The sequence below is a fragment of the Cohnella ginsengisoli genome, from assembly GCF_029525555.1.
GTDB lineage: Bacteria > Bacillota > Bacilli > Paenibacillales > Paenibacillaceae > Cohnella > Cohnella ginsengisoli.
In genome coordinates this window covers 902,268-926,685 of the sequence record NZ_JAPDHZ010000002.1, presented here as the reverse complement: position 1 = coordinate 926,685, position 24,418 = coordinate 902,268, and the positions used below count along the sequence as shown (strand labels likewise).

Genomic DNA, 24,418 nt, shown 5'->3' with positions numbered 1-24,418 from the left:
CAGCCCGGTCTTACCGACGCGCTGCGCAAGATGGTATCCTCGTTCAAGGGGGGATGCCGTCGTCAACCGTATTTATCCCGGATTTACGATGGTTTATCATTACTTAGGCGGCAAGGTCGTACGCATCGTCGAATGCAAGGGCGACGCCGTCCGCACCGTTTTCGAGCACGAGAGCGCCTTGTCTGCGATGGAGTCCCGTTACAAGCTGTGCGCGGTCGAGGAAGAGATCGCGATCGTTCGCGGCGCCGTCAACGAATTGCTCGATCTTCGCAATACGATTACGGATGCAGTCCGCATCGCGGAGATCGACGAGCGACTGAGGCATCATAGCCGATTGCTTTTCGCGCTTGAAGCTTAATCTACCTATACGAATCCCGTGAAGAACCTGCCTTCTGCAAAGGCGGGTTTTTTTATTATGGCGTCCTATGGTCTCGTCGGCTCGGAAACGGGATATTTTGCTTAAAAAAAAGAGTTGCAATTCACCCCGATAGATGTTATTTTTAGTTTCGTTGACAAAACAATAGGAACCAGGATTCACTCAGGAATGGAATGCGATTGTTTTGCAGATTCCCTCGAGAAGTGAATGACGTAGGTCCTAGCGGATGAAATCAGCTTCACATTTTATTCCTAGGAAGGGGGGAACCGAACAGTGGAATACTCTACTTTCGGACGGCACGTTGCGGTTGATACCTGGGGGGTCGATTTCGATCTTCTGAACAGCGCTGAACTTCTCCAATCGCACATGGTGGAGGCAGCCGAAGCTTGCGGAGCAACCGTTCTCTCGGTTCAAGCCAAACAATTCGAGCCGCAGGGCGCGACGGTTCTCGTCATGCTGTCGGAGAGCCATCTCTCCATTCACACGTATCCTGAGCGGGGTTTTGCCGCGATCGACTGCTACACATGCGGCGAGACGGTCGATCCGCAGCTCGCGATCGACTACATGGTTAACGTACTCAAGCCGAAGAATACCTACGCGAAGAAGCTCATTCGCGGCGTCGGCGAGATGCAGGTCGAAGAGCCTGCTATCAAACAAGCCGAACTCGTGTAAGAGTAGAAGAGCCTACAGACGATGATGATGCATGTTAGCCATGGGGCCGCGTCCCCATGGCTTTTTAAATGCGATCCGCAGTTTATAGGGCGGCAAGAATAGAATGAGGCTCCGACGACGACAATAGGAAATATGGGATTCGACCGTATGTCGCAAAATATTCATCAAATCTTCAGGGCCGGCACGCCTGGCTATGCTATAATAAGTCCTAGTTGGCGGGCGAGCCGGACGCGCTTGCTCCGCATGATCGGCATCCAGACCTCAGGAAAAGGCAGGTGAAGTCCCGTGCATCTCATAGTCGTCGGTTTGAACTACAAAACCGCACCGGTAGAAGTCCGGGAACGCTTCGCGATTCCGGACGAGGAACTGCCGCAGGCGCTGGACGCGCTGAAAGCGACGACGGGCATTTTGGAATGCGTCATCGTCGCCACCTGCAATCGCACCGAGCTGTATGCGGTCGTCGACCGCCATACGCTGTGCGGGCATTATATCCGCTCTTTTATGGAGCAGTGGTTCAACCTGCCCCGCGAGATGTTCAACCGCCACCTCTATATGTACGAGGACGATCTGGCTAATCGCCATTTGTTCCGCGTCGCTTGCGGCCTCGATTCGATGGTGATCGGCGAGACGCAGATTCTCGGACAGGTCCGGGACGCCTTCTTCCTCGCGCGCGAACGCAAGGCGACGGGTACGCTGTTCAACCGTCTGTTCCAGCAGGCGATCACGGTCGCCAAGCGCGCGCATACCGAGACGTCGATCGGCGAGAGCGCCGTATCCGTCAGCTACGCTGCGGTGGAGCTCGGCAAGCGGATTTTCGGCCGCTTCGACGACAAGAAGATTATGATCCTCGGCGCGGGCAAGATGAGCGAGCTTACCGCGCAGCATCTGACCGCCGGCGGCGCCAAGGAAGTGTATGTCGTGAACCGCACGCTCTCGCGCGCGGAAGAGCTTGCGGACAAGATGGGCGGCAAGGCGATGGCGATGGACGAAGCCCTTAGCCGGCTCGACGAGGCCGACATCGTCATCAGCAGCACCGGGGCGCAGCGGTTCGTGCTGGAGCGGGACGTCGTCGCGCGCGCGATGAAGAGCCGCAAGAAGAGACCGCTGTTCCTGATCGATATCGCGGTCCCGAGAGACATCGATCCCGCCTGCGGCGAATTGCCGGGCGTGTATCTGTACGACATCGACGATCTTGAAGGCATCGTCGAGAGCAACCTGGAGAAGCGCAGGCAGGAGACGGCTGTCATCGACGTCATGATCGACGCCGAGATGGAGTCCTACCGGCAATGGTATGCCACCCTCGGGGTCAGCCCGCTGATCCGGGGACTGCAGGAGAAGGCTGCGGCGATCCACGAGGAGACGTTGGACAGCCTGCTTCGCAAGCTGCCCGAGCTGGACGAGCGGCAAGTCAAAGTGATCCGCAAGCTGACCAAGAGCATGCTGACGCAGATGATCCACGACCCGATCCTACGGGTCAAAGAGCTGGCAGCGGAGAAGCGCAGCGAGGCATCGCTGGACTTGTTCGTGCAGCTCTTCGCGCTCGAGGAGGAAGTCGCTCGCCTCAAGAACGAGGCGAAGGAGGCGGAGAAGGCTCGCGCAGCCGGCTTAGCCGCTGCTGCCGCGCCCGACAAGCAAGCCGCCTCCGCGGAGCCTCAATCATTCCTGGCTCAGCTGGCCGGCGCGCTTCGCTGACCGGATCGCCGGCCTGGCCGGATTCGAGAGAAGCCGGAGGCGGTGCTTCATGTTAACGAACAATTGGCTGACGGACGCCATTATGTATATTTACGCCCTGAGTCTACTGTTTTTCGTGTCGGATGCCGCCTACGGCAATCGCAACGGGAAACGGATCGGCACAGGGCTGCTTGTTTTTGTCTGGGTGCTGCAGACGGGCTTTCTCGGGGATTTGCTCGTGCGCCGCTTCGCGGTTCCGGAGGTGACGCTGCACGACTACGTCTTTTTCGTTTCGTGGCTGCTCGTCTCCGCGTCGTTCGCCGTGAACCGGATCGTCCGCGCGGAGCTGCTCGTGCTGCTCGTAAACGTCGTGGGCTTCGCGGTGCTCGGCCTTAATCTGATGGAACGCTCCGGCCGGGAGATCGCTTTGGCTCCGTCGGAGGTGTCGAGGCGGCTGCTCGTCCTCCACGTAAGCCTGATTACGGTCGCATTCGCCCTTCTTACCGTTTCCGCGGTGTGCGGCGCGATGTACCTTTTTTTGAATTACAGGTTAAAAAAGAAGAAATGGGGCAGCGTGATGAATCGCATGCCGAGCTTAGAAGCGATCGACAAGTATGCGTTCCGATCCGGTCTGTTTGGCGTGCCGCTGCTGCTTCTGGCGCTGTCCACTGGCACGGCCGCGTTGCTCGTCGACGGTCACTATGCCAAGCTGCTGGACGAAAAGGTGCTTCTGTCGTTCGTCGCGGGCGCCGTTTATATTTTCTATCTGCTGCGCAGGTGGATTGGAAGGGACGATGCGGGACGCTGCGCGATATGGAATTTGGTCGGCTATGTCCTGCTCGTATTGGATTTTTTCGCGAATTCGCTCTCATCCTTTCATCATTGGTTATAAAAAGGAGAATAAGGCATGCAGCGCTATTATCCGATCATGATATCCGTAGAGCACAGCAGATGCATAGTGGTAGGCGGCGGCGCCGTCGGCGAGCGCAGGACGGGCGGTTTGCTGGAGGCGGGCGCGGACGTGGTGCTCGTCTGTCCCGAGATCGTCTCGGCCAGGCTGCGAGAGTGGAAGGAAGCCGGGGCGATCCGTCACTTGCCGAAGCCGTTCTCGCCGGACGATCTTGAGGGCGCCGCGCTTGTTATAGCGGCAACCGGTGCCGACGAATTGAACGGCTGGATCTGCGACGAGGCGAAGCGGCGCGGCATCCCGGCCAACTCCGCCTCCGACGGCTCGCGGGGGGAGCTTTATCGTGCCTGCCGTAGTCCGCAGAGGCGGGTTGCTGTTGACCGTCGGCACCTCTGGCGCCGGACCGGCTTGGTCAGCCCGCATCGCGAGCGAATTGAGAGAGCGATACGGGCCCGAATATGCCGAGCTGACACGAAGGCTGGGCATCCTGCGGCGGCGCGTGCTGGCGGAGGTCGACGAGGCGCCTGAACGGCGCAGGCTCATGAATGCGGCTGTATCGGATCGTGCAGTCGAAGCCTGGTTGTCGATGGCAGAACTGCCCGAGGCGAAGGAGCTGGTCGCGATGTTGCGCGAATGGGCGGATGCCAAGGATGCCAAGGATGCCGAGGATGCCGACTAGCAATCTCAATCGACGCCAACCGGGCGCCGTTTGGGCTCGGCGGCGGAATATGAGACAATAGGAAGTAATTTGTAGTTCATTGCAGATCTGAATAGAAATACCGGGGAGTGTTGCGGCGAATGCGCAAGATCAAGGTTGGGACTAGACAAAGCGCGCTGGCGATGACGCAGAGCGGGCAGACGATCGATGCGTTAAAGACGTTGGCTGCGAAGGCAAGGCTGCCGCTCGACTTCGAAGTCGTGCCGATCGTCACGCGGGGAGATCGGATTTTGGACGTGACTCTGTCCAAGGTCGGAGGCAAAGGCCTGTTCGTCAAAGAAATCGAAGAGGCGCTGCTCGGCGGCGAGATCGATATCGCGATCCACAGCATGAAGGATATGCCGTTCGAGCTGCCCGAAGGCCTCGTCATCGGATGCGTGCCTCCGCGCGAGGACCCGCGCGACGCGCTCGTGAATTTGACCTCAAGCACGCTGTCGGATTTGCCGCCTGGCGCCAGAATCGGCACGAGCAGTCTTCGCCGCTCCGCGCAGCTGCAATCTCGCCGCCCCGATTTTCGCATCGAGTCGCTCCGCGGCAATATCGACACCCGGCTTCGCAAACTGGAGTCCGAGGGTCTCGACGCGATCGTGCTGGCCGCAGCCGGCTTGAAGCGGATGGGGTGGAGCGACCGCATCACGGCTTATATCGAGCCCGAGGATTGCCTGCCCGCCGTCGGGCAAGGCGCGCTTGCCATTGAATGCAGGGCGTCCGACGAAGAGGTTCTGGCTTTGCTGGGGATGCTGAACGATACTGCCGCCGAGCGAGCGGTTGCCGCGGAGCGCACTTTTTTTGGGATTGCTGAACGGCGGCTGCCAGGTGCCGATCGGCGCCTATGCGACAGCTTCGTCGACGGAATCCGACGCCGTCGTCTCCATGACGGGCATGGTCGCGGCTGCGGACGGCAGACTCGTGTTGAAAGCTTCCGCTTCCGGCAGCGATCCGGCCGACGTCGGACGCCGCGTGGCGGAGGAGCTGCTGGCCAAGGGCGCGGACGTCTTGCTCGCGGAAGCGAGGGAATAACGATGACGCAGGGGAAAGTATATCTGGTTGGCGCGGGGCCGGGGGACCCGAAGCTGATCACGGTACGCGGGCTGCGCGCGCTTCAGCGCTGCGACGTCGTCGTATACGACCGCTTGGCCGGTCCTCAGCTGCTGCAGGAGACCCGGCCCGGCACGGAGCGCATCTACGTGGGCAAGCGGCCGGACCGCCACACCATGAAGCAGGAGGAAATTAACCGGCTGCTGCTTGATCTGGCGCTCTCCGGCAAGGTCGTCTGCAGGCTCAAGGGCGGCGATCCGACCGTGTTCGGGCGCGTGGGCGAAGAGGCTGAGCTGCTGCAGAAGCATGGCGTGCCCTACGAGATCGTCCCGGGCATCACGTCCGCGATCGCGGTGCCGGCCTACGCCGGCATTCCGGTGACGCACCGGGATTTCGCTTCGTCCTTTTCGATCGTGACCGGACACGAGAGCCCGGACAAGCTCGACCGCATGATCCAATGGGACAAAGTGACGAACGCCACGGGGACGCTGCTCTTTTTAATGGGCGTCGCCAAGATCGGCTATATTAGCGAGCAGTTGATTAAATTCGGCCGGCCGGCAGAGACGCCCGTGGCGCTTGTCCGATGGGGCACGCGCGCGGAGCAGGAGACGCTGACGGGGACGTTGGGCGACATCGAGCAGAAAGTGCGCGAGGCCGATTTTCAACCGCCGGCGGTTATCGTCGTCGGCGACGTCGTGCGGCAGCGCGAGAAGTTGAAGTGGATCGAGGCGAAGCCGCTGTTTGGCTGGCGCGTTCTCGTCACGCGCGCCCGGTCGCAGGCAAGCGAACTGGCGGACCGCATCGACGACCTCGGCGGGGAGCCGTACGTATTTCCCGTGATCGACACGGTCAAGCAGACGGACCCTGCCGAAGCCCAGCGCATCGGGGCGGCACTGCGCGAAGCCGAGCGCTTCGATTGGGTCATATGGACGAGCGCTGCGGGCGTCGAGTACTTTTTTTCCTGGCTGGCTGAAGCGCGCGTCGATATTCGCCGGTTTGCCGGGGCGCGCTTTGCCGCGGTCGGACCGAAGACGGCCGAGGCGCTTGCGACGCGCGGCGTCGTCGCCGACGTGATTCCTTCCCAGTTCCAGGCCGAAGGCTTGCTGGACAGCTTGGCGGACATGCTGGCGCCTGGACAGCGGGCGCTGCTGCCCAGAGGCGATCTGGCCCGCGGACTGCTGCCGGCCGAGCTCGCCAAGGCGGGCGTCGAGGCCGTGGAGTTGGATGTGTACGAAAACAGGCTGGTCGTTGAAAAGGATGATAGGATCGTCGAGATGCTGCGTGCCGGCGAAATCCATGCGGTAACGTTTACGAGTTCGTCAACGGTCGTTAACCTGCTCGAAGCGTTGCGACGGCTGGGGGCCGAGCGTCCGGCCGACCTGCTGGCAGGCTGCGCGATCGCGTGCATCGGACCGATCACCGCGCGCACGGCCGAAGAGCACGGGCTTCGCGTGACGCTGACCGCCGAACAATCGACGATCGAAGGCTTGCTGGCGGCCATGCTGAAGCATCGCGGCGCCGGCAACGAAATTCGTTAAAGAAAGGTTCTGATTCGAATGAATACATCTATCGTGCGCCACCGCCGTCTTCGTCGGACGGCCGGCATCCGCAACCTGGTCCGGGAGACGCACCTGCACGTGCACGACCTGATCATGCCGATCTTCGTCGCCCACGGCGAAAACGTCAAGACCGAGATTTCCTCGATGCCAGGCGTTTTTAACCTGTCGCTCGACCGTTTGGACGCGGAGATCGAAGAGATCGTCTCCCTGGGCATCCAAGCCGTGCTGTTGTTCGGCATACCGGGTGCTAAGGACAGCGTCGGCACTGGCGCGTACGCCGAAGACGGCATCGTTCAGCAAGCCACCCGCAAGATCAAGAAGCTGGCGCCCGATCTGGTCGTTATCGCGGATACCTGCCTGTGCGAATTCACGGATCATGGGCATTGCGGCGTCGTGCACGAGGGGGACTGCGGCGCGGTCGTGGACAACGACGAGTCGCTGTCGCTGCTGGTGCGCACGGCCGTGTCCCAAGCGCGCGCGGGCGCGGACATCATCGCGCCGTCGAACATGATGGACGGATTCGTCGGCGCGATCCGGCAGGGCCTCGACGAGGCAGGATTCGAGGACATTCCGATCATGTCGTATGCGGTCAAATATTCTTCAGCCTACTACGGCCCATTCCGCGAGGCTGCCCAGTCGGCGCCGAAGTTCGGCGACCGCAAGACGTACCAGATGGACGCCGCGAACGCGCGCGAGGCACTGAGAGAGGCCGAGACGGACGTGCGCGAGGGAGCGGATATGCTGATGGTCAAGCCGGGCCTCGCGTATTTGGACATCGTGCGGCTGCTGAAGGAGCGGTACGACCTGCCGCTCGTCGTCTACAACGTGAGCGCCGAATACGCGATGGTGAAGGCGGCGGCGATGCAAGGCTGGATCGACGAGCGCGCGATCGTGTTGGAGACGCTGACCGGCATGAAGCGCGCTGGCGCGGACTTGATCATTACGTATCATGCGAAGGATGCCGTTCGGTGGATGAACGGCCTGTAAGGCTTAAGCAGAGGGGCAGGCATTGGCGAGAATAGCGGCAACAAGTGCCGCAATCGTGCCCGCGAGACGGTCCTGGGCGGATTAACGGTGTAAAATGCCGCTATCGTGCCGGGCGAGACGGTCTTAGGCGGAATAGCGGAAAAAAGTGCCGTTATTCTGCCAGTCTCGCCAGTCGTATGCGGATTAACGGCAAAAAATGCCGCTATCTTGTCCGACGAGCAATAGCCGCTTCAGCCCCGCAGCTTGGTCAAGTTAAGCGTGTACTGGTTCAAGCCGAATACGAGCACGCCTTTTGCTTCGAGCTCGCGGAGCACCTCGGACAAGATCTGCTTGGACACGCCGGCCATTTGCGAGAGCTCGTCGTAATTGAGCGCCAGATGGATGTGGATAAAGACGCCGTCGCGCTTGCCGTGCTGGTTGGCGAGGTTGATCAGGTTCTTCAGCACGCGCGTGCGGTCGTCGAGGAAGGTCAAGTCGCTCACATGCTCGTTCGTCTGTCTGAGCCGCCGGCTTAACTCGGCGAGGATGCCCTTCGTGATATCGAAGTGCGACTCGAGCAGCCGCATGAAGTCGTCGCTCGCGATCTCCAGCAAGAGCGATGTCTCGAGCGCCCGGGCGGACGCCGAGCGCGGCAGCCCGTCAAGGAGGGCCAGCTCGCCGAAGCTGTCGCCTTCCCCCGACGACGGACAGCACCTTCTCTTCGCCGCCGGCGCTGCGCGTAAAGAGCTTGATGGATCCGTTCAATACGACGTAGAACACGTTGCCCGGATCTTTTTCCTGGAATAGGATGCTGCCGGCGGACAAGCTGCGCCGTCTCGCTATCCGGGATATGTGTTCAAGCTGGTCATCGCTCAGTTTGTCGAACAAAGACACCTTTTTAAGCCATTGAATCATGACTGAGCCTCCATTGCCGCGCATTATGATGATTCAGTTTACCATAGACTTTTCCATTCCAGATAGCAGAGGTGGACTAAAATGAGCGAAACGCGTCAAATCCGCTCGGACGCTAAGTCCAAAGCCGCATTCGAACGGGCCAAAAGATCTATTCCCGGCGGCGTTAACAGCCCGGTTCGCGCGTTCAAGTCGGTAGGCTTGACGCCAGTCGTCATCGAACGCGGCCATGGGAGCCGGATTACCGACATCGACGGTCAAAGCTATATCGACTACGTACTGTCGTGGGGGCCCTTGATTGCCGGTCATGCCCATCCGGAAGTGGTGGAAGCGATCAAGCGGACCGCCGAAAAAGGGACGAGCTTTGGCGCGCCGACCGAATTGGAGACGGAAATGGCGGAGCTTGTATGCGCCCGCGTACCGTCGATCGAGGTCGTCCGCATGGTCAACTCCGGCACCGAGGCGACGATGAGCGCCATCCGGCTCGCGCGCGGCTATACCGGCCGCAGCCGGATCCTGAAGTTCGAGGGCTCCTATCACGGCCATGCCGACAGTCTCTTGATCAAGGCGGGCTCCGGCGTGGCGACGCTCGGATTGCCCGACAGTCCCGGCGTGCCGGAGAGCATCGCGTCCCACACGATCACGGTGCCTTACAACGATCTTGCGTCGGTCAAGCTCGCATTCGAGCGGTACGGCGAAGAGATCGCGGCGGTCATCGTAGAGCCGGTCGCCGGCAATATGGGCGTCGTTCCTCCGCTCCCCGGTTTTCTGCAGGGACTGCGGGACGTGACGAAGCAATACGACAGCTTGCTCATTTTCGATGAAGTGATGACGGGTTTCCGCGTGCACCTGAACTGCGCGCAAGGCCTCTACGGAATAACGCCCGATTTGACCTGCCTGGGCAAGGTCATCGGCGGCGGTCTGCCGGTCGGCGCCTATGGCGGCAGGCGGGAACTGATGGAGCGCATGGCGCCGGTCGGGCCGATCTATCAGGCTGGCACATTGTCGGGCAACCCGCTCGCGATGTCCGCGGGGCTGGCTACGCTCAAGCTGCTCGACGAGTCCGCCTACCAGCGCCTGGAGCGGCTCGCGATGCGTCTGCAGGCCGGCCTCGCGTCCAATGCGGCCGAATACGGCATCGCGATGACGATCAACCGCGTCGGCTCGATGGTCTGCCCGTTCTTGACGGACAAGCAGGTCATCAACTTCGAGACGGCCAAGCAGTCTAACACGGAGCGTTTCCGGACGCTGTTCGGCAGAATGCTCGATCAGGGCGTCAACCTGCCGCCTTCCCAGTTCGAGGGCTGGTTCCTGTCCACCGCCCACAGCGAGGACGACATCGACGAGACGATCGCGGCCCACCGTACGGCGCTCGGCAAGTTTTAAAGCCCGACGGCGCACAAGTCCGTAGGCATGCCCACCTTTTTTAAGGCATATAGATAGAGAAGGAGTGAAGCCTGCCTCCGGGCGTTATCCGGCAGCCGGGGTTGCAGGGACTCTATGCCGAGAGGGGGGAGACCTGTCGTGACGGAATCGTCGAACGGGTTGAGATTCGATATTTATGAACGGGTACAGCTGACGAGTGACGCCTTGCCCATCGACACGCTCGAGGAAATCGAGCTGTCGCCGCACATCGAGGCGCTGGAACAGGAAGACAGCGTGCTGCTGCGGGGATATTTGCTGCTGAGCGGCACTTACCGGCCGATCGGGCAAGAAGATACGGTCGGGACGTTGGAGCATCGCATTCCGGTCGAGATTTCCTTGCCGCAGAGCCGCGTGCGTCAATTGGAAGAACTGGACGTCGAGATCGATCATTTCGACGTCGACCTGCTCACCGAGCGCTCGCTGAACGTGACCGGCGTTCTGGGATTGCGAGGCGTGCAGACGGAAGCGCGCGAGGCGCCGGTATGGCTGGAAGACGGCTTTACGGTCGCGCATGACGCGCCGGAGCGGGTGTCCGCGACCGAAGCGGAGCAGCGCGACGAGCTCAGCCAAGCCTTCTCGCTGCCGCCGCTTGGCGAATTCGCCTTCGAATCCGCCGAAGAAGCCGGGGCGAACGCGGGCTTCGGCGGGACGCCGGAAGAAGAGCGGCCTATTGTCCCGTTTTCCGCCGGCAGCCAGCCGCATTCGCCCGTTTATTCGCAGCCCGGACCGGTTTATCTGCCGCCCGCATGGACGGACCCGAACGCCGCCCAGGAAGCGTCCGCGTCGCCTGTCTGGTACGAGCAGCAGCGGGCTCGCGCAGAAGCTGAAGCGCGTGCGCGGGAAGAGGCGCTGCTTCGTCAGCAGGAGCTCGCCCAAGTGGCCGCCGAGGCGCTGGAGCGGCAGCTTGCCGAAGCGGCGAGGGCGAATGCGGAGCTGGAGGCTCGCGCCGCCGAGGAAGCGCGCGCATATGAGCTTGCCGAGCGGGAAAAAGCCGAGCGGGAAGCGCTTGAGGCGATCGCGCTGGCGGAACGCGACAAGCGGCTGGAGGAAGAGCGGGACAGGCAGGAAGAGGCCGAAGCTTGGGAGCGGCTGCTCGCCTACCAGCGTCTCGAGGAGGAGCCGGCGGAGTTCATCGCGCCAGCCGAGACCGGTCCTGCGCAGTCTGAGCCGCCAAGCTACCCGCAAGTTTACGAGACGAATATCTCCGCGCCTCCCGCATGGCCGGGCTTTGAGAACGAGGTTCCGGCTCAGGAGCAGGCGGAAGCGGCCGATTCCGACGAGGCAGCAGCCCCGCATCGCCAGCCGGAACCGGCAGGACCGAAGCTGGGCTTGTCCAGCAAAGGGGCGGGCGGGACCGAATCCGCATTCGGCGTCGGCATCCTGTCGCAGCTCGGCGATAAAGGCGCGATTCGCGAGGCCGGCTTGAAGGCGGCCGAAGAAGCGCGGTTAGCCGCGCCGCCCGAGAATACGCAGAACAGCCGCGCCACGGGAGACGAGATCGAATGGACGCGTCTGTTCCTTGCCAAGGAAGCCGGTCAATCGTTTCGCAAGGTGAAAATGGTAATCGTGCAGCGGGAAGATACCCTTGACGGCATCGCGGGCAAGTACCAGCTGCAATCCCGCGAGCTTCAGCTGTACAACCGGCTTCCCGACCCGCATCTGGCGGAAGGGCAAGTGCTCTACATCCCTTAAGCTTCGAATCGGTTCGCCCCGCGGCAGCAACGGCCGCGGGGCTTCTTCGCGTCTTCGGACCGGCACGCCGGCCGCCGCAACGGCCCGCAGGTTGACTGCATGTAGCCGTACGGGTATGATAGGAAAATAAGACATGGATAGGGATGAGTAAGCAGTCCTACCCTTCAGAGAGCGGAACCGCTGCTATGCAGCGCTGCGAGGTTCCGCAGGAAGTAAGCTGCCGAAGTCGCCCTGGAGTTTCCCGTTCGAACCGAGCACGCCGTAGAACGGGACGGCCGCAGCCGTTATCCTGCGTTCGAGAGCCGCATTTCGTCCGATAGGGAGATGCGGAATGAAGGTGGTACCACGGAAGTTCAACCTTTCGTCCTTTGCGGCGGGAGGTTTTTGCTTTTTTTCGGGATCCCGCCCCGAACCCGCATGCGCTTCGGCTTTGCCGTTCCGGACCGGCCGGGCATGACGCGAGCCGGAGGCCGATCGCCAATCGTCTGATCCACGTCCCTGGAGGTTGTGAATTCAATGAGCGACATCAATCAAAGCAAACCCCTTGAACTGCCTACCACGTACGACCCGACCGGCGCCGAGCAAAGGTGGTACGATGCCTGGCTCGAGGGCGGTTATTTCAAAGCAGGACTTAGGCCTGACGCGCCTAAATACACGATCGTCATCCCGCCGCCCAACGTGACGGGCATGCTGCATATCGGCCATGCGCTCGATTTGACGCTGCAGGACATCCTGATCCGCTTCAAGCGGATGCAGGGCTTCGACGCGCTATGGGTGCCGGGTACGGACCATGCGGGCATCGCCACGCAGACGAAGGTCGAGAGCAAGCTTCGCGAAGAAGGCCTGTCCCGCTACGATCTCGGCCGCGAGAAGTTCCTCGAGCGCGTATGGGACTGGAAGGAGCAGTACGCCGGCTCGATCCGCAAGCAGTGGTCCAAGATGGGCCTCAGCCTGGATTATTCCCGCGAGCGCTTCACGCTCGACGAAGGCTTGTCCAAAGCCGTCCGCGAGGTGTTCAAGCGCCTGTACGACAAAGGCCTGATCTACCGCGGCAAGCGTATCATCAACTGGGATCCGGCCGCCAAGACCGCGCTCTCGGACATCGAAGTCGAATACAAAGAAGTGAACGGGCATCTCTATCATCTGAAGTACCCGCTATCCGACGGCAGCGGCCATCTGACGGTCGCGACGACGCGTCCCGAGACGATGCTGGGCGATACGGCGGTAGCCGTTCATCCCGAGGACGAGCGCTACAAGCACCTGATCGGCAAGCTGCTTCGGCTGCCGATCGTCGGCCGCGAGATCCCGGTCGTCGGCGACGAATACGTCGACAAGGACTTCGGCAGCGGCGCCGTCAAGATCACGCCGGCGCATGACCCTAACGATTTCGAGGTCGGCGCCCGCCACGATCTGCCGCAGATCATCGTCATGGACGAGAGCGGGCGGATGAACGACCAGGCCGGTCCTTACGAGGGGATGGACCGTGCCGACTGCCGCAAGGCGATCGTCAAGGACCTGCAGGAGCAGGGCGTCCTGATCCGCATCGAGGACCACGTCCACCAAGTCGGCCACAGCGAGCGCAGCGGCGCCGTCGTGGAGCCTTATCTTTCGACGCAGTGGTTCGTCTCTATGAAGCCGCTCGCCGAAGCGGCGATCAACGCGCAGCGCTCGGGCAAGGGCGTCAACTTCGTGCCGGACCGCTTCGAGAAGATCTATTTGCACTGGATCGAGAACGTACGCGACTGGTGCATCTCCCGCCAGCTCTGGTGGGGACACCGCATTCCGGCCTGGTACAAGGAAGGCACGGACGAGATCTACGTCGGCACGGAGGCGCCCGAAGGGGAAGGCTGGGTGCAGGACGAAGACGTGTTGGATACGTGGTTCAGCTCGGCGCTATGGCCGTTCTCGACGCTCGGCTGGCCGGACAGTACCGAGGATCTGAAGCGTTACTATCCGACGGACGTGCTCGTCACGGGCTACGACATCATTTATTTCTGGGTCGCCCGGATGATTTTCACCGCGCTGGAGTTCACGGGAGAGTCGCCGTTCAAGGACGTGCTCATCCACGGTCTCGTTCGCGATGCCGAAGGCCGCAAGATGTCCAAGTCGCTCGGCAACGGCGTCGATCCGTTCGAGGTCATCGAGAAATACGGCGCCGACGCGATGCGCTACATGCTGTCAACGGGCAATACGCCGGGGCAGGATCTTCGCTTCCGCTGGGAGAAGGTCGAGCAGGCGCGTAACTTCGCCAACAAGATCTGGAACGCTTCGCGCTTCGCCTTGATGAACCTCGAGGGCTTCAAGGCCGAAGACATCGACCTGAGCGGCAGCCTGTCCACGGCCGATCGCTGGATTTTGCACCGGTTCCACGAGACGGCGCGAGACGTGACGCGGCTGATGGAGACGTACGAATTCGGCGAGACGGGACGTCTGCTGTACAATTTCATCTGGGACGATCTTTGCGACTGGTACATCGAGTTCGCCAAGCTCACGTTGTACGGCGAAGACGCGGCGGCGAAGGCGAGCACGCAATCGGTCATCGCTTACGTGCTGGATCGGACGTTGCGACTGCTGCATCCGTTCATGCCTTATTTGTCGGAAGAGATCTGGCAGCATCTGCCGCACGAAGCCGGCGAGACGATCACGCTGGCGGCATGGCCGTCGTACGACGCCGCCTTCGAGGCGCCGGACGCGGTCTCGGAGATGGGGCTGCTCATGGACGCGATTCGCGCCGTGCGCAACGTGCGCGCCGAGGTCGGCGTAACCCCGGGCAAAAAGGTCGAGCTGCTCGCCAAGCCGACGACGGAAGCCTCCGCGGGCATCCTGAAGCGCAACGAAGAGTATCTGCGCCGCTTCTGCAACACGTCGAGCCTGACGCTGGACGCGGGGCTCGCGGCGCCGGAGAAGGCGATGACCGCCATCGTGACGGGCGTCGAGCTATACCTGCCGATCGCCGGCCTGATCGATATCGGGCAGGAGATCGCGCGGCTGACCAAGGAGCTCGCTTCGCTCAACGCCGAGGTCGATCGCGTGGAGAAAAAGCTGGCGAACGAAGGATATATCGCGAAGGCGCCTGCCCACGTCGTCGAGCAGGAGCGCGCGAAGGGCGCCGACTACCGCGACAAGCGCGACAAGGTGCTGGCCCGGATCGAAGAGCTAAAAAACTGATGGAGGCGAGCGCAGGCATGACAACTTCGCAAGACGCGTCATCTCAGAATCATCATGACCTGGCATCCGCCGAGGACGGCGGAGACGCATCCTTTCGGACCGCCGCGGAGGCGGTCGGCTGGATCTCCGGCCTCGCGCCGGTCGTCGGCATCAAGCCGGGCCTCGAGCGGATGGAGCTGCTGCTGGAAAAGCTGAATTATCCGCACCGCCGGCTCAGATTCATCCACGTGGCGGGTACGAACGGCAAAGGCTCCGTTTGCGCCATGCTGGCCTCGGTTTTGCGGAAGAGCGGCTATGACGTCGGCCTGTTCACGTCCCCTTATCTGACGTCGTTCGCGGACCGTATCGATTACAACGGCGAGGCGATGCCCGAGGAGGTCATCGTTCGCCTTGCGAACCGCCTGAAGCCGCTCTCCGACGAGCTGGCGGATTCCGAATGGGGGGCGCTGACGGCCTTCGAGCTGACGACGGCCATGGCGATTCTCTACTACGCGACGGTCGCTTTTCCGGATTATGTCGTATGGGAAACGGGCTTGGGCGGACGCCTCGACGTGACGAACGTCGTCACGCCGGTCGTCAGCGTCATTACGAACGTCGGGCACGATCATATGGATCTGTTGGGCGATACGATCGCGGACATTGCCCGGGAAAAAGCAGGCATCGTCAAAGCCGGCGTTCCTGTCATATCGACCGTCCTGCAGCCGGAGGCTGCCGCGATCGTCAAAGAGACCGCCGCCTCGCGCAAAGCGACGCTCTATCAACTGGGCGAACAGTTTTCCTATGAGAACCGCGGTATGGAGGAAGAAGCACAATCCTTCGATTTTCGGGATTTGTTCAGAGAACTGGAAGATATCCGAATCGGGCTGGCCGGTCCGCACCAACAGGCCAATGCCGCCGCCGCGATCATGGCGATCGACGTGCTGCGGACGTACTACGCGCTCATCGTCGACGAGGAGGACCTGCGGGAAGGCCTTCGCCGGGCGGCTTGGCCGGGCAGGCTAGAACTCGTCAGCCGCGAGCCTCGCATTCTGCTTGACGGCGCGCACAATCCCGAAGGCATGGCCGCGCTCGCGGAGGCGCTCCGGCAAGGGTATCCGCGCGACAAGCTCAACGTGCTGCTGGCCATGATGCCGAACAAGAATCATGAAGACGCCTTAAGGCATATACTACCAATGGTGAGTACGCTTGTCGTTACGGAACCGGATCATCATCGCAAGATGGGGGCTGAAGCGCTGGCGGATGCCGCCCGGCGTGCGGGGCGGGATACGGGCGGCGCGGCAGCCGTCATCGTCGAACCGGATTGGCGCAAAGCGCTCGAAAAAATACAAAGCCTCGCGGCCGCCGAACCCGAGGAAAATACGTTGACGCTCGTGACGGGCACGCTCTATTTGATCGCGGACGTCCGTTCATGGCTGCTTGAACGCAAAACTTCTGACAAAGGCTGGTGAAGCGTCGTTGGCAACGGCTGAACACGTACATTTTATCGGCATCGGCGGCTACGGGATGAGCGCCATTGCCAGAGTGATGCTGGAGATGGGCTATCATGTGACCGGGTCGGACGTCGCCCGGCAGGAATTGACGGACAAACTGGCCAGCAAAGGGGCCGAGATCTACATCGGGCACGAGCCTGGCAACGTCAGGGGTGCCAATCTCGTCGTTTACTCGACGGCGCTCGCAAGGGACAACGTCGAGCGCGTGGAGGCGGAGAGCCTCAACATTCCGACGCTTCACCGCGCGCAGATGCTGGCCCGGCTGCTCAACAGCCGAACCGGCATCGCGGTGGCCGGCGCGCACGGCAAGACGACGACTTCCTCGATGATCGCGCTCGTCATGGAGCTGTCCGGTCTCGATCCCACTTATATCATCGGGGGGGGGAGATCGTGAACGTCGGCACGAACGCCAAGGCCGGCAAAGGCGAGCACGTCGTGGCCGAGGCTGACGAGAGCGACGGGTCGTTCCTTCAGTACGAGCCCGCGGTCGCCGTCGTTACGAATATCGAGGCTGACCATCTTGAGAACTACGACGGCGACTTCGGCAAGCTTAAGGCGGCTTACGTGCAATTCCTTAAGCAGGTTCGTCCCGAAGGCTGCGCCGTCGTTTGCGCGGACGACGCCAATGTCAGGGAGCTGCTACCCCAGGCGGCGGGAACGAACGTGATCACGTTCGGCATCGAGCAAGAAGCGGACTATAAAGCGGTCCATATTGAATTGGGCGACCGTCAAGCCTCGTTCGACGTCGTCAAGGGCGAGGAGACGCTTGGTCTCGTTCGTCTCTCCGTGCCCGGTCTGCATAACGTTTACAACGCCCTCGCGACGATCGTCGTTTGCCTGCACGCAGGCGTGCCTTTCGAACGGATCGCTTCGTCGATCGTGGAGTTCAGGGGCGCGAAGCGCCGATTCCAGGTGCTCGGTGACGTGAACGACATGCTCGTCATCGACGATTACGCGCATCATCCGACGGAGATCCAGGCGACGATCCTGGCGGCCAAGGCAACCGGCAAACGCATTCTGGCGGTATTCCAGCCGCAGCGGTACACGCGTACCTACTTTCTGCTGGATGCGTTCAGCCGGGCATTCGCCGAGGCGGACGAGGTGTATATTACCGATATCTACTCGCCGGCCGGCGAGAAGCGCATCGAGGGCGTCACGTCGTCGCGCCTTGTCCAGTTGATCGCAGAGAACAGCAATGCCAACGTCTCGTACGTGCCGACGCGAGAGCAGGTCCGCGACCTGCTCGCCGAGCGGGTGAAGCCCGGCGATCTCGTGCTGACGATGGGGGCTGGCGACATCTGGAAGACCGCCGACGAACTGGCCCGCATTTTGCGGGAACGGGCGGGAAAGCAATAGCAGAACCGAAGCGCAGCGGGATTTCCCCGCTGCGTTTTTTGTTGCCCGGCGGGCTTTAATACGCTCTAACCGCTCGGCTGTAAGCGAGGAAAACACCGCCGGAGCGGTCGTTTCCGATCTGGCATGGGAAGCAAGCGAGTTTTGCGCGGTTGGTATCGCGCCGGCGAAAGCGGCTTTTCAGGCGATCATATTCTCTCTCATATGCTCATAGACTAGGATTAATAGACGAAGCAGCAGGGAGAGAAGCCAAGATGCAGCCACCTTCCAGAATGACCTTTAAGTTCGACGGCAACCTTCCGAGGGAAGTCCGAAACGATAGCGCCGTCCAGCGAGATTCCGCGCTGCAGGCGTCGGCGCAAGGAAACGCGAACGCCGCCCTCGCGGATCCGGCAGCCCGAGGCTTTAAACCGCGCGGGTTTTCGGCGCAGGCGAGCAGACCGGGGCAGAGCGACGGCAGCGGATATCGCCTGCCGGGCAAAGGCGCGCATATCGGGCAAGGGCGCCCGGCGCCGGACGCGGCGTCAGGGCTACGCATGCGAGATGCCGTGTCGGAAGGCGGCGCGCCGGCGCCGATCCGCGCGCAGCAAAGCGCGTCCGCTGGCATCGGGCCTGCCGCTGGCCGGCATTCTTCCGACGGGCATATATCCGACGCGCGTCCGCCGGGCGCAAGCTCGACGCGCGAACGCCCGATTCCTCCGCAGCCGGCTAAAAGATCGGTCGATCGCGAAGCGCGATCGGGTCCTTACCAGGACGACGTCGAGGCTTTGGAGCAGATGATCCGCGGCACCGACCGGGAGAACGGCCGGCCGAGGAGCGAGAGCCGTACGCAAGCTGCGGATCTTTTGAAAACCGCGCCGGTCGGACGCGTCGCCGGTTTTCGCAAGCCGTCTTCCGTCCAGGCGCCGTCGTTGCCCGATATCCCCTACGGAGAGCTTCGCCACACCGTTGCGCGTCAGGACGATCAAGAAGGCTATTCGTCCATCGAAGTTCAAGATTCTTATGCGCCGTATAATGTTAGCGCAGCGTCAGGCACCGGTTCGTTCCCGCTGGATTCGGAGCTGTATTGGGATGCGGACGAGCACGGGATCGACGGCGGGAATACGCGCAGGTACCGCGGCGGGCCGTCTTGGATGCGGATATTCGCTTCGGTCGCGGCCGCGATCGTGACGGGAGCGATCTTTGGTTATATCGTGCTGGCACTTTTCACGGGCGAACCTATTTTGCCTTCGGGAAGCGCCGCAGATCCGGCATCCGCCGGGTTGAAGCCTGCGGCATCGGGCGCTGCGGCATCGTCCGACGGCACCAAGGCCGACCCGGGAGCCTCGGGACGGTCGTCAGCCGGCAAGCCGGACGGCACGGATCCGGCAGGCGCAGCGCAGTCGGACAAAGCGGCAGGCGCCGCAGGCGACGCCCAGGTGCCCGCCTCGGTGAGCTACCTGCTGCAGTACGGCGTCTTCCAGAGCGAAGCCAGCATGAACGAGGCCGTCCAATCGCTCACGAGCCAAGGCATCGCGGCCGCGACCGATACGACGGACGGGTACCGCGTATACGCGGGAATCGCAGACGGCAAGGCCGAGGCGGAAAAGCTGGCTGCGGCGCTGACCGACGAGGAGCTGTACGCCAAGGCGCTAGACAACCGGGCGCTCTCGCTGCCGCAGACGCCGGCGGCGGTGTCGTGGGCTGCCTATCTGGAGGAAAGCGACGCGCTCGGCCGTTTGCTCGCGGGAACGTCGGCCGAGCTGTTGACCGATGGCGGTTCATCGCCGCCAAGCACGCAGGCTGCCGCCGATATCCAAGCCGCTTTGAAACGCTGGAACGCCGCAAAGACGGACATGGCTGCGTGGTCCGGCAGCCGAAGCGAGCCTGCGGGCGCCTTGGCGGCTCAGCTCGGCGCCGCGTCCGAGCAGTGGGCCGCCTACGTCAAGGAACCGTCCGCCGCTCGCTTGCGCGCCGTGCAGACGTCGGCGATGAAAGCGGCGTTGATCGCCCGCCAGCTGCGCGAGGAGCTCGGCGAAGACGGCGACTGAGCTGCGATTTTATCTGCAAATGCAGGGAAGCTGCCTGGACCCGAAGACCTATCGCAGCCGCCGCTTCCTGCGTCATACGTATAGGCAGCCCCGTCCTAGGGGCTGTCTTTGCGTTGTCCATTGTGCGTGCCGCCGGAGCCACGTATAATAATGAAGCAAGTGTCAAAAAATGGCGGGAGACGTAGATAGCGTGAAGAAAAACGGCTGGATTTTGATTTTATTCGTATTCCTCGGCATGCTGGCCGGCGCGCTTGTCGCGGACTGGCTGAAGCGCGTTCCCGGGCTCGACTTCCTCACGCGGACGGTGAAGGTGCACTGGTCCCCTTCCGCCGATTTGCTCGTTCTCGTTTACAACATCAACTTTTCGCTGAACGTGAGCCTGCTAAGTATGGTCGGCATTGCGGCGGCAATCTGGATTTACCGGAAAATGTAATGGAATGCCCGCAGGGCAAAAGCTAATGGATGCTGAAAGGAAGATTTCCGATATGACCCAACATGCTTTGCCGGAGACGCGCGCTACGCTCGTTCTCGCTTCCACTTCGCCTCGCAGACAGCAATTGATCGGCCTGCTCGGCTTGCCCGTCGAGATTATGCCGAGCCATGCGGACGAGGATACGCCCGAGGGTTGGAGTCCCGCGCGCATCGTCGAAGAGCTCGCCCAACGCAAGGCTTCCGCCGTGCTGGAGCGGGCTTCGCGAACGCCGGGAGCGATCGTCGTCGGCAGCGACACGATCGTCGTGCTGGACGGGGACGTGCTCGGCAAACCGAAGGATCGCAAGGAGGCCGTGTCGATGCTGACGCGACTCGCGGGACGCGCGCACGAAGTGTTTACGGGTCTCTGCAGCATCGAAGCGGAGTCGGGCCGTACCGTTGTGTCGCACAGCGTCACGCGCGTGTTCATGCGGGCGCTGACCGGGGACCAGATCGCCCGGTACGTCGATTCGGGCGAGCCGATGGACAAAGCGGGCGCGTATGGCATTCAGGAGATCGGCGCGATGCTCGTCGAACGGATCGAAGGCGACTTTTTTACCGTCGTCGGACTGCCGGTTTCCATGCTGGCTTCGCAGCTCGGCGAATTCGGTCTTCAGCTTCCCTGACCGGATCGGATGAGGGATTTCGCACGGACGACGCACGACGGCCGCGACCAGGCCGCGGGGTAGCGTCCCGCCGGAAGACCTTGAGCCGATATCCGCAGCCGATGCGGTCGATAGGGAAGAGGGAACGTTCGATATGGAACAACGCGTTTATATGCTTAAGGAAATGCCGGAAGACGAGAGGCCGCGCGAACGGATGCGAAGCCGGGGCGCCGCCGCGCTCAGCCATGCCGAGCTGCTCGCCATCCTGCTGCGCACGGGCACGAAAAACGAGTCCGCGATCCACCTCGCGCAGCGCGTTTTGAACGAATGCGGCGGGCTTCGCAGGCTGGCCGAGCGCGCTTGGGACGAGCTCATACATATCAAGGGCATCGGCCCCGCCAAGGCGCTCGAGCTGCAGGCGTCGATCGAGCTCGGCAGGCGCATGGCCCGCGCGCGGCTGCCCGAGATGCCTCGCATTCAGCGTCCGCAGGACGCCTCCGAGCTGCTGATGGAGGAAATGCGGCATTTGCGAGAGGAGCGCTTCGTCTGTTTGTTTCTCGATACGAAAAACCAGGTCATCGGCATGGACACGCTCTCCGTCGGCTCCCTGAGCGCGGCCATCGTGCATCCTCGCGAGGTTTACCGCGCGGCCATCCGCCGCAGCAGCGCCTCTATCATCTGCGCGCACAACCATCCTAGCGGAGATCCGACGCCGAGCGCGGAAGATATAGCGCTCACCCGGAGGCTTGCCGAAGCCGGCCAACTGGTCGGCATCGAATTGCTCGACCATTTGGTAATCGGTGACAATCGCTTTGTAAGTTTGAAGGAGCTGGGCTCCTTGTAATATAATATACAGGATTGTCCCAACAGGAGGTTACAAAGCATGTTCGGTGGATTTACACGAGACCTGGGTATCGACCTGGGCACAGCTAACACATTGGTATACGTCAAAGGCAAAGGCATCGTCGTCAGGGAGCCCTCCGTGGTCGCCCTTCGTACCGATACAAAGAAGATCGAGGCAGTGGGCGAAGCAGCCAAGAAAATGATCGGACGGACCCCGGGCAACATCCGCGCCATCCGCCCGATGAAGGACGGCGTCATCGCCGACTTTGACACGACCGCCACGATGATCAAGTACTTTTTGAATCGCGCCCAGAAGCAGCGCTCCTTCCCTTCGCGTCATCCTAACGTGATGATTTGCGTGCCTTCCGGCATTACCGCCGTCGAGAAGCGCGCGGTCGAAGACGCCGCCAAGCAAGCCGGCGCGCGCGACGCCGTCACGATCGAAGAGCCGTTCGCGGCCGCCATCGGCGCGGATCTGCCCGTCTGGGAGCCGACCGGCAGCATGGTCGTCGACATCGGCGGCGGCACGACCGAGGTCGCGGTCATCTCGCTAGGCGGCATCGTCACGAGCCGCTCGATCCGCGTAGCAGGCGACGAGATGGACGAGTCGATCATGCAGTACATCAAGCGCCTCTACAACTTGATGATCGGCGAGCGCACGAGCGAGCAGCTCAAGATGGAGATCGGTTCGGCTATGCCGCTCGACAAGATGGAGTCGATCGAGATTCGCGGACGCGACCTGGTCACCGGCTTGCCGAAGACGCTTGCCATCACGTCCGACGAGATCACCGAGGCGCTGGCGGACACCGTGAACGCGATCGTCGACGCCGTCAAGGTGACGCTGGAGAAGTGCCCGCCCGAGCTGTCGGCGGACATCATGGACCGCGGCATCGTGCTGACGGGCGGCGGCGGCCTGCTCCGCAATCTGGACAAGCTGCTCGCCAGGGAGACCGGCATGCCGGTCATCGTCGCCGAGAATCCGCTGGATTGCGTCGCGATCGGCACCGGCAGGGCGCTCGAGAATATCCATCTGTTCAAGTCCAAGGGCTCTTCGCGCGGCCGTTAATGTGCCGGATACCGCCGTTCGGCGGCATGTCAAAAGCAGGTGATCGTTATTTTTAAATTATTCGGGACCAAACGTTTATTCATTCTCATGATCGGCTTGATCCTTTTTTATCGCCGTCATGGGGTTCACCTTGCGCCGCAGCGGCTTGACGTGGCCCGAACGCTTCGTTAACGACGCGTTCGGGACGGCGCAAAGCGCGCTGTATCGGCCGGTCGGAGCGGTCGCGGGCTTTTTCCGCGACCTCGGCCGGCTTTCCGACGTCTACAAGGAGAACGAGGAACTGCGCCGTACGGTGGCCATGTACACGCAGGATCAGATTCGGTATAACGAGATCGCGAGCACGAACGAGCGTTACAAGCAGGAGCTGGAGTTCAAGAAGAGGCAGGAGCAATTATTAACTTATAAGTACGTCATTTCGCAGGTCATCGCGAGCGGATCCAACCCGTACGACAAGACGATCAAAATCGACCAAGGTTCGCATGACGGCGTCAAGCCGAATATGGCGGTCGTCACGGTAGACGGACTCGTCGGTTTGGTCAGCAAAGTATCCGAGTTCACGTCGACCGTCATGCCGATTACCGAGCTGGACTCCACGACGCCGGACACGATCCAGATCTCCGCGACCGTATCGGGCAAGGAGCAGCAGGTATTCGGCATCGTCGATTACGACAAGGAAAACGGCGTCATGCGGATGAGCAAAATCGACGAAAACGCGAACGTGGCCGAGGGCGATACCGTCGTCACGTCCGGCAAGGGCGGCGTATTGCCGAAAGGCCTGGTCATCGGCAAAGTGCTGACCAATCAAGTCGGCGACTTCGGCCTCACGCACACGGCGACGATTCAGCCGGCCGCCAAGTTCGACCATTTGTACGAAGTATTCGTCGTCATGACGCCGGATCCGGATCAGCCATGACGAAGATCCGTATGAACCGGGCCATCGTGGCTACGCTCGTTCTGCTGCTGATCCAGACCTCGATCCTGCCGTGGCTCGTTCCGTCCGCCTGGAGCGGCCGGCTGCTGCTTCATCTTCCGTTCGTCATGACGGTTTTCGTCGCGCTGCTGGGCGGCCGTCATCGCGCTTTTTTGTTCGGCCTCGGGTTCGGTTTGGTCGAGGATATGCTGTTTTACGGCCATATGATCGGCGCGTACGCCTTCGGCATGGCGCTGATCGGTTATCTGATCGGGCTCGCCTTCGAGCGCAAGCTGAGCACGCTGGCTTTCGTTCTGCTCTTGACGGGCGTGGGCAGCGGTTTGTTGGACATGCTCGTCTATTTGATATACAAGCTGTTCTCCCTGACGCACTTAAGCGCCAGCTTCGTCTTCTACTGGCAGGTGCTGCCGACGCTGCTGCTGCACATGCTGGTTGCCTTGGCGCTCTATCTGCCGGCGCGCCGCTTTTTGGTCCGGCAAGTCGTATCGCAGTCGGAGGGAACCGAAGGGAATTGATCTTCGCGCC

General features: G+C 61.8%; 21 protein-coding genes, 2 pseudogenes and 1 other annotated feature. Of the genes and pseudogenes, 21 read left to right on the top strand and 2 right to left on the bottom strand.

Features of this window, described 5'->3' with window-relative positions:
- Positions 1 to 88: 88 nt before the first annotated feature.
- The 9 genes and pseudogenes from OMP38_RS04625 to hemB all read left to right on the top strand — a co-directional run bounded on the left by OMP38_RS04625 (position 89) and on the right by hemB (position 7,928).
- A complete protein-coding gene (locus OMP38_RS04625) occupies positions 89 to 358 on the top strand; it encodes a hypothetical protein (RefSeq protein WP_277564074.1) in 270 nt (89 codons plus the stop codon).
- 291 nt (positions 359 to 649) lie between these two features.
- On the top strand, positions 650 to 1,048 hold the full coding sequence (gene speD / locus OMP38_RS04620; RefSeq protein ID WP_090115573.1) for an adenosylmethionine decarboxylase: 399 nt from the start codon (positions 650 to 652) through the stop codon (positions 1,046 to 1,048).
- A gap of 285 nt (positions 1,049 to 1,333) precedes the next feature.
- Positions 1,334 to 2,740, top strand: a complete 1,407-nt coding sequence (gene hemA, locus OMP38_RS04615) for a glutamyl-tRNA reductase (RefSeq protein WP_277564073.1) — start codon at positions 1,334 to 1,336, stop codon at positions 2,738 to 2,740.
- A gap of 49 nt (positions 2,741 to 2,789) precedes the next feature.
- The gene (ccsA, locus tag OMP38_RS04610; protein WP_277564072.1) at positions 2,790 to 3,611 is read left to right on the top strand and encodes a cytochrome c biogenesis protein CcsA; all 822 of its coding nucleotides are present in this window, start codon (positions 2,790 to 2,792) and stop codon (positions 3,609 to 3,611) included.
- A 15-nt stretch (positions 3,612 to 3,626) separates the two neighbouring features.
- Entirely contained in the window at positions 3,627 to 4,154 is a 528-nt protein-coding gene (locus OMP38_RS04605) for a precorrin-2 dehydrogenase/sirohydrochlorin ferrochelatase family protein (protein ID WP_277564071.1), read from the top strand.
- 13 nt (positions 4,155 to 4,167) lie between these two features.
- Positions 4,168 to 4,305, top strand: coding sequence for a hypothetical protein (locus OMP38_RS04600; protein ID WP_277564070.1), 138 nt, complete (start codon positions 4,168 to 4,170; stop codon positions 4,303 to 4,305).
- A gap of 119 nt (positions 4,306 to 4,424) precedes the next feature.
- Positions 4,425 to 5,364: pseudogene (gene hemC / locus OMP38_RS04595) on the top strand (hydroxymethylbilane synthase).
- A gap of 2 nt (positions 5,365 to 5,366) precedes the next feature.
- The gene (cobA, locus tag OMP38_RS04590) at positions 5,367 to 6,920 is read left to right on the top strand and encodes a uroporphyrinogen-III C-methyltransferase (RefSeq protein ID WP_277564069.1); all 1,554 of its coding nucleotides are present in this window, start codon (positions 5,367 to 5,369) and stop codon (positions 6,918 to 6,920) included.
- Between the two features lie 18 nt (positions 6,921 to 6,938).
- Positions 6,939 to 7,928 (top strand): porphobilinogen synthase, encoded by a 990-nt coding sequence (hemB, locus tag OMP38_RS04585; protein ID WP_277564068.1) that lies wholly within the window; start codon positions 6,939 to 6,941, stop codon positions 7,926 to 7,928.
- 230 nt (positions 7,929 to 8,158) lie between these two features.
- Here the strand turns inward: hemB and OMP38_RS04580 are convergent, their stop codons facing one another.
- Positions 8,159 to 8,521, bottom strand: a complete 363-nt coding sequence (locus tag OMP38_RS04580) for a Crp/Fnr family transcriptional regulator (RefSeq protein WP_277564067.1) — start codon at positions 8,519 to 8,521, stop codon at positions 8,159 to 8,161.
- A gap of 46 nt (positions 8,522 to 8,567) precedes the next feature.
- Positions 8,568 to 8,822 carry a cyclic nucleotide-binding domain-containing protein gene (locus OMP38_RS04575; protein WP_277564066.1) on the bottom strand — a complete coding sequence of 85 codons (255 nt, stop codon included), beginning with the start codon at positions 8,820 to 8,822 and terminating at the stop codon, positions 8,568 to 8,570.
- A gap of 81 nt (positions 8,823 to 8,903) precedes the next feature.
- Between OMP38_RS04575 and hemL the strand changes: the two genes are divergently transcribed.
- From hemL to mreD, 12 genes and pseudogenes are all read left to right on the top strand, one after another.
- Positions 8,904 to 10,205: a glutamate-1-semialdehyde 2,1-aminomutase gene (gene hemL / locus OMP38_RS04570; RefSeq protein ID WP_277564065.1), complete on the top strand. Its 1,302-nt coding sequence runs from the start codon at positions 8,904 to 8,906 to the stop codon at positions 10,203 to 10,205.
- A 138-nt stretch (positions 10,206 to 10,343) separates the two neighbouring features.
- Positions 10,344 to 11,936: a LysM peptidoglycan-binding domain-containing protein gene (locus OMP38_RS04565; protein ID WP_277564064.1), complete on the top strand. Its 1,593-nt coding sequence runs from the start codon at positions 10,344 to 10,346 to the stop codon at positions 11,934 to 11,936.
- 125 nt (positions 11,937 to 12,061) lie between these two features.
- Positions 12,062 to 12,308: a binding site (T-box leader), on the top strand.
- A gap of 144 nt (positions 12,309 to 12,452) precedes the next feature.
- Positions 12,453 to 15,104 (top strand): valine--tRNA ligase, encoded by a 2,652-nt coding sequence (locus OMP38_RS04560; protein WP_277564063.1) that lies wholly within the window; start codon positions 12,453 to 12,455, stop codon positions 15,102 to 15,104.
- A gap of 17 nt (positions 15,105 to 15,121) precedes the next feature.
- Positions 15,122 to 16,552: a bifunctional folylpolyglutamate synthase/dihydrofolate synthase gene (locus tag OMP38_RS04555; protein WP_277564062.1), complete on the top strand. Its 1,431-nt coding sequence runs from the start codon at positions 15,122 to 15,124 to the stop codon at positions 16,550 to 16,552.
- 7 nt (positions 16,553 to 16,559) lie between these two features.
- A pseudogene (gene murC, locus OMP38_RS04550) lies at positions 16,560 to 17,950 on the top strand (UDP-N-acetylmuramate--L-alanine ligase).
- Positions 17,951 to 18,201: 251 nt separating this feature from the next.
- Positions 18,202 to 19,977 carry an SPOR domain-containing protein gene (locus OMP38_RS04545; protein ID WP_277564061.1) on the top strand — a complete coding sequence of 592 codons (1,776 nt, stop codon included), beginning with the start codon at positions 18,202 to 18,204 and terminating at the stop codon, positions 19,975 to 19,977.
- A 190-nt stretch (positions 19,978 to 20,167) separates the two neighbouring features.
- Positions 20,168 to 20,410 (top strand): DUF4321 domain-containing protein, encoded by a 243-nt coding sequence (locus OMP38_RS04540; RefSeq protein WP_277564060.1) that lies wholly within the window; start codon positions 20,168 to 20,170, stop codon positions 20,408 to 20,410.
- A 52-nt stretch (positions 20,411 to 20,462) separates the two neighbouring features.
- Positions 20,463 to 21,074 (top strand): Maf family protein, encoded by a 612-nt coding sequence (locus OMP38_RS04535; RefSeq protein WP_277564059.1) that lies wholly within the window; start codon positions 20,463 to 20,465, stop codon positions 21,072 to 21,074.
- Between the two features lie 133 nt (positions 21,075 to 21,207).
- A complete protein-coding gene (radC, locus tag OMP38_RS04530; protein WP_277564058.1) occupies positions 21,208 to 21,897 on the top strand; it encodes a RadC family protein in 690 nt (229 codons plus the stop codon).
- Between the two features lie 39 nt (positions 21,898 to 21,936).
- The gene (locus OMP38_RS04525; protein WP_217596191.1) at positions 21,937 to 22,962 is read left to right on the top strand and encodes a rod shape-determining protein; all 1,026 of its coding nucleotides are present in this window, start codon (positions 21,937 to 21,939) and stop codon (positions 22,960 to 22,962) included.
- A gap of 130 nt (positions 22,963 to 23,092) precedes the next feature.
- Positions 23,093 to 23,875: a rod shape-determining protein MreC gene (mreC, locus tag OMP38_RS04520; RefSeq protein ID WP_277564057.1), complete on the top strand. Its 783-nt coding sequence runs from the start codon at positions 23,093 to 23,095 to the stop codon at positions 23,873 to 23,875.
- Positions 23,872 to 24,408, top strand: a complete 537-nt coding sequence (gene mreD / locus OMP38_RS04515) for a rod shape-determining protein MreD (RefSeq protein ID WP_277564056.1) — start codon at positions 23,872 to 23,874, stop codon at positions 24,406 to 24,408. Before mreC ends, mreD begins: the two co-directional genes overlap by 4 nt.
- The last annotated feature ends 10 nt before the right edge of the window (positions 24,409 to 24,418 follow it).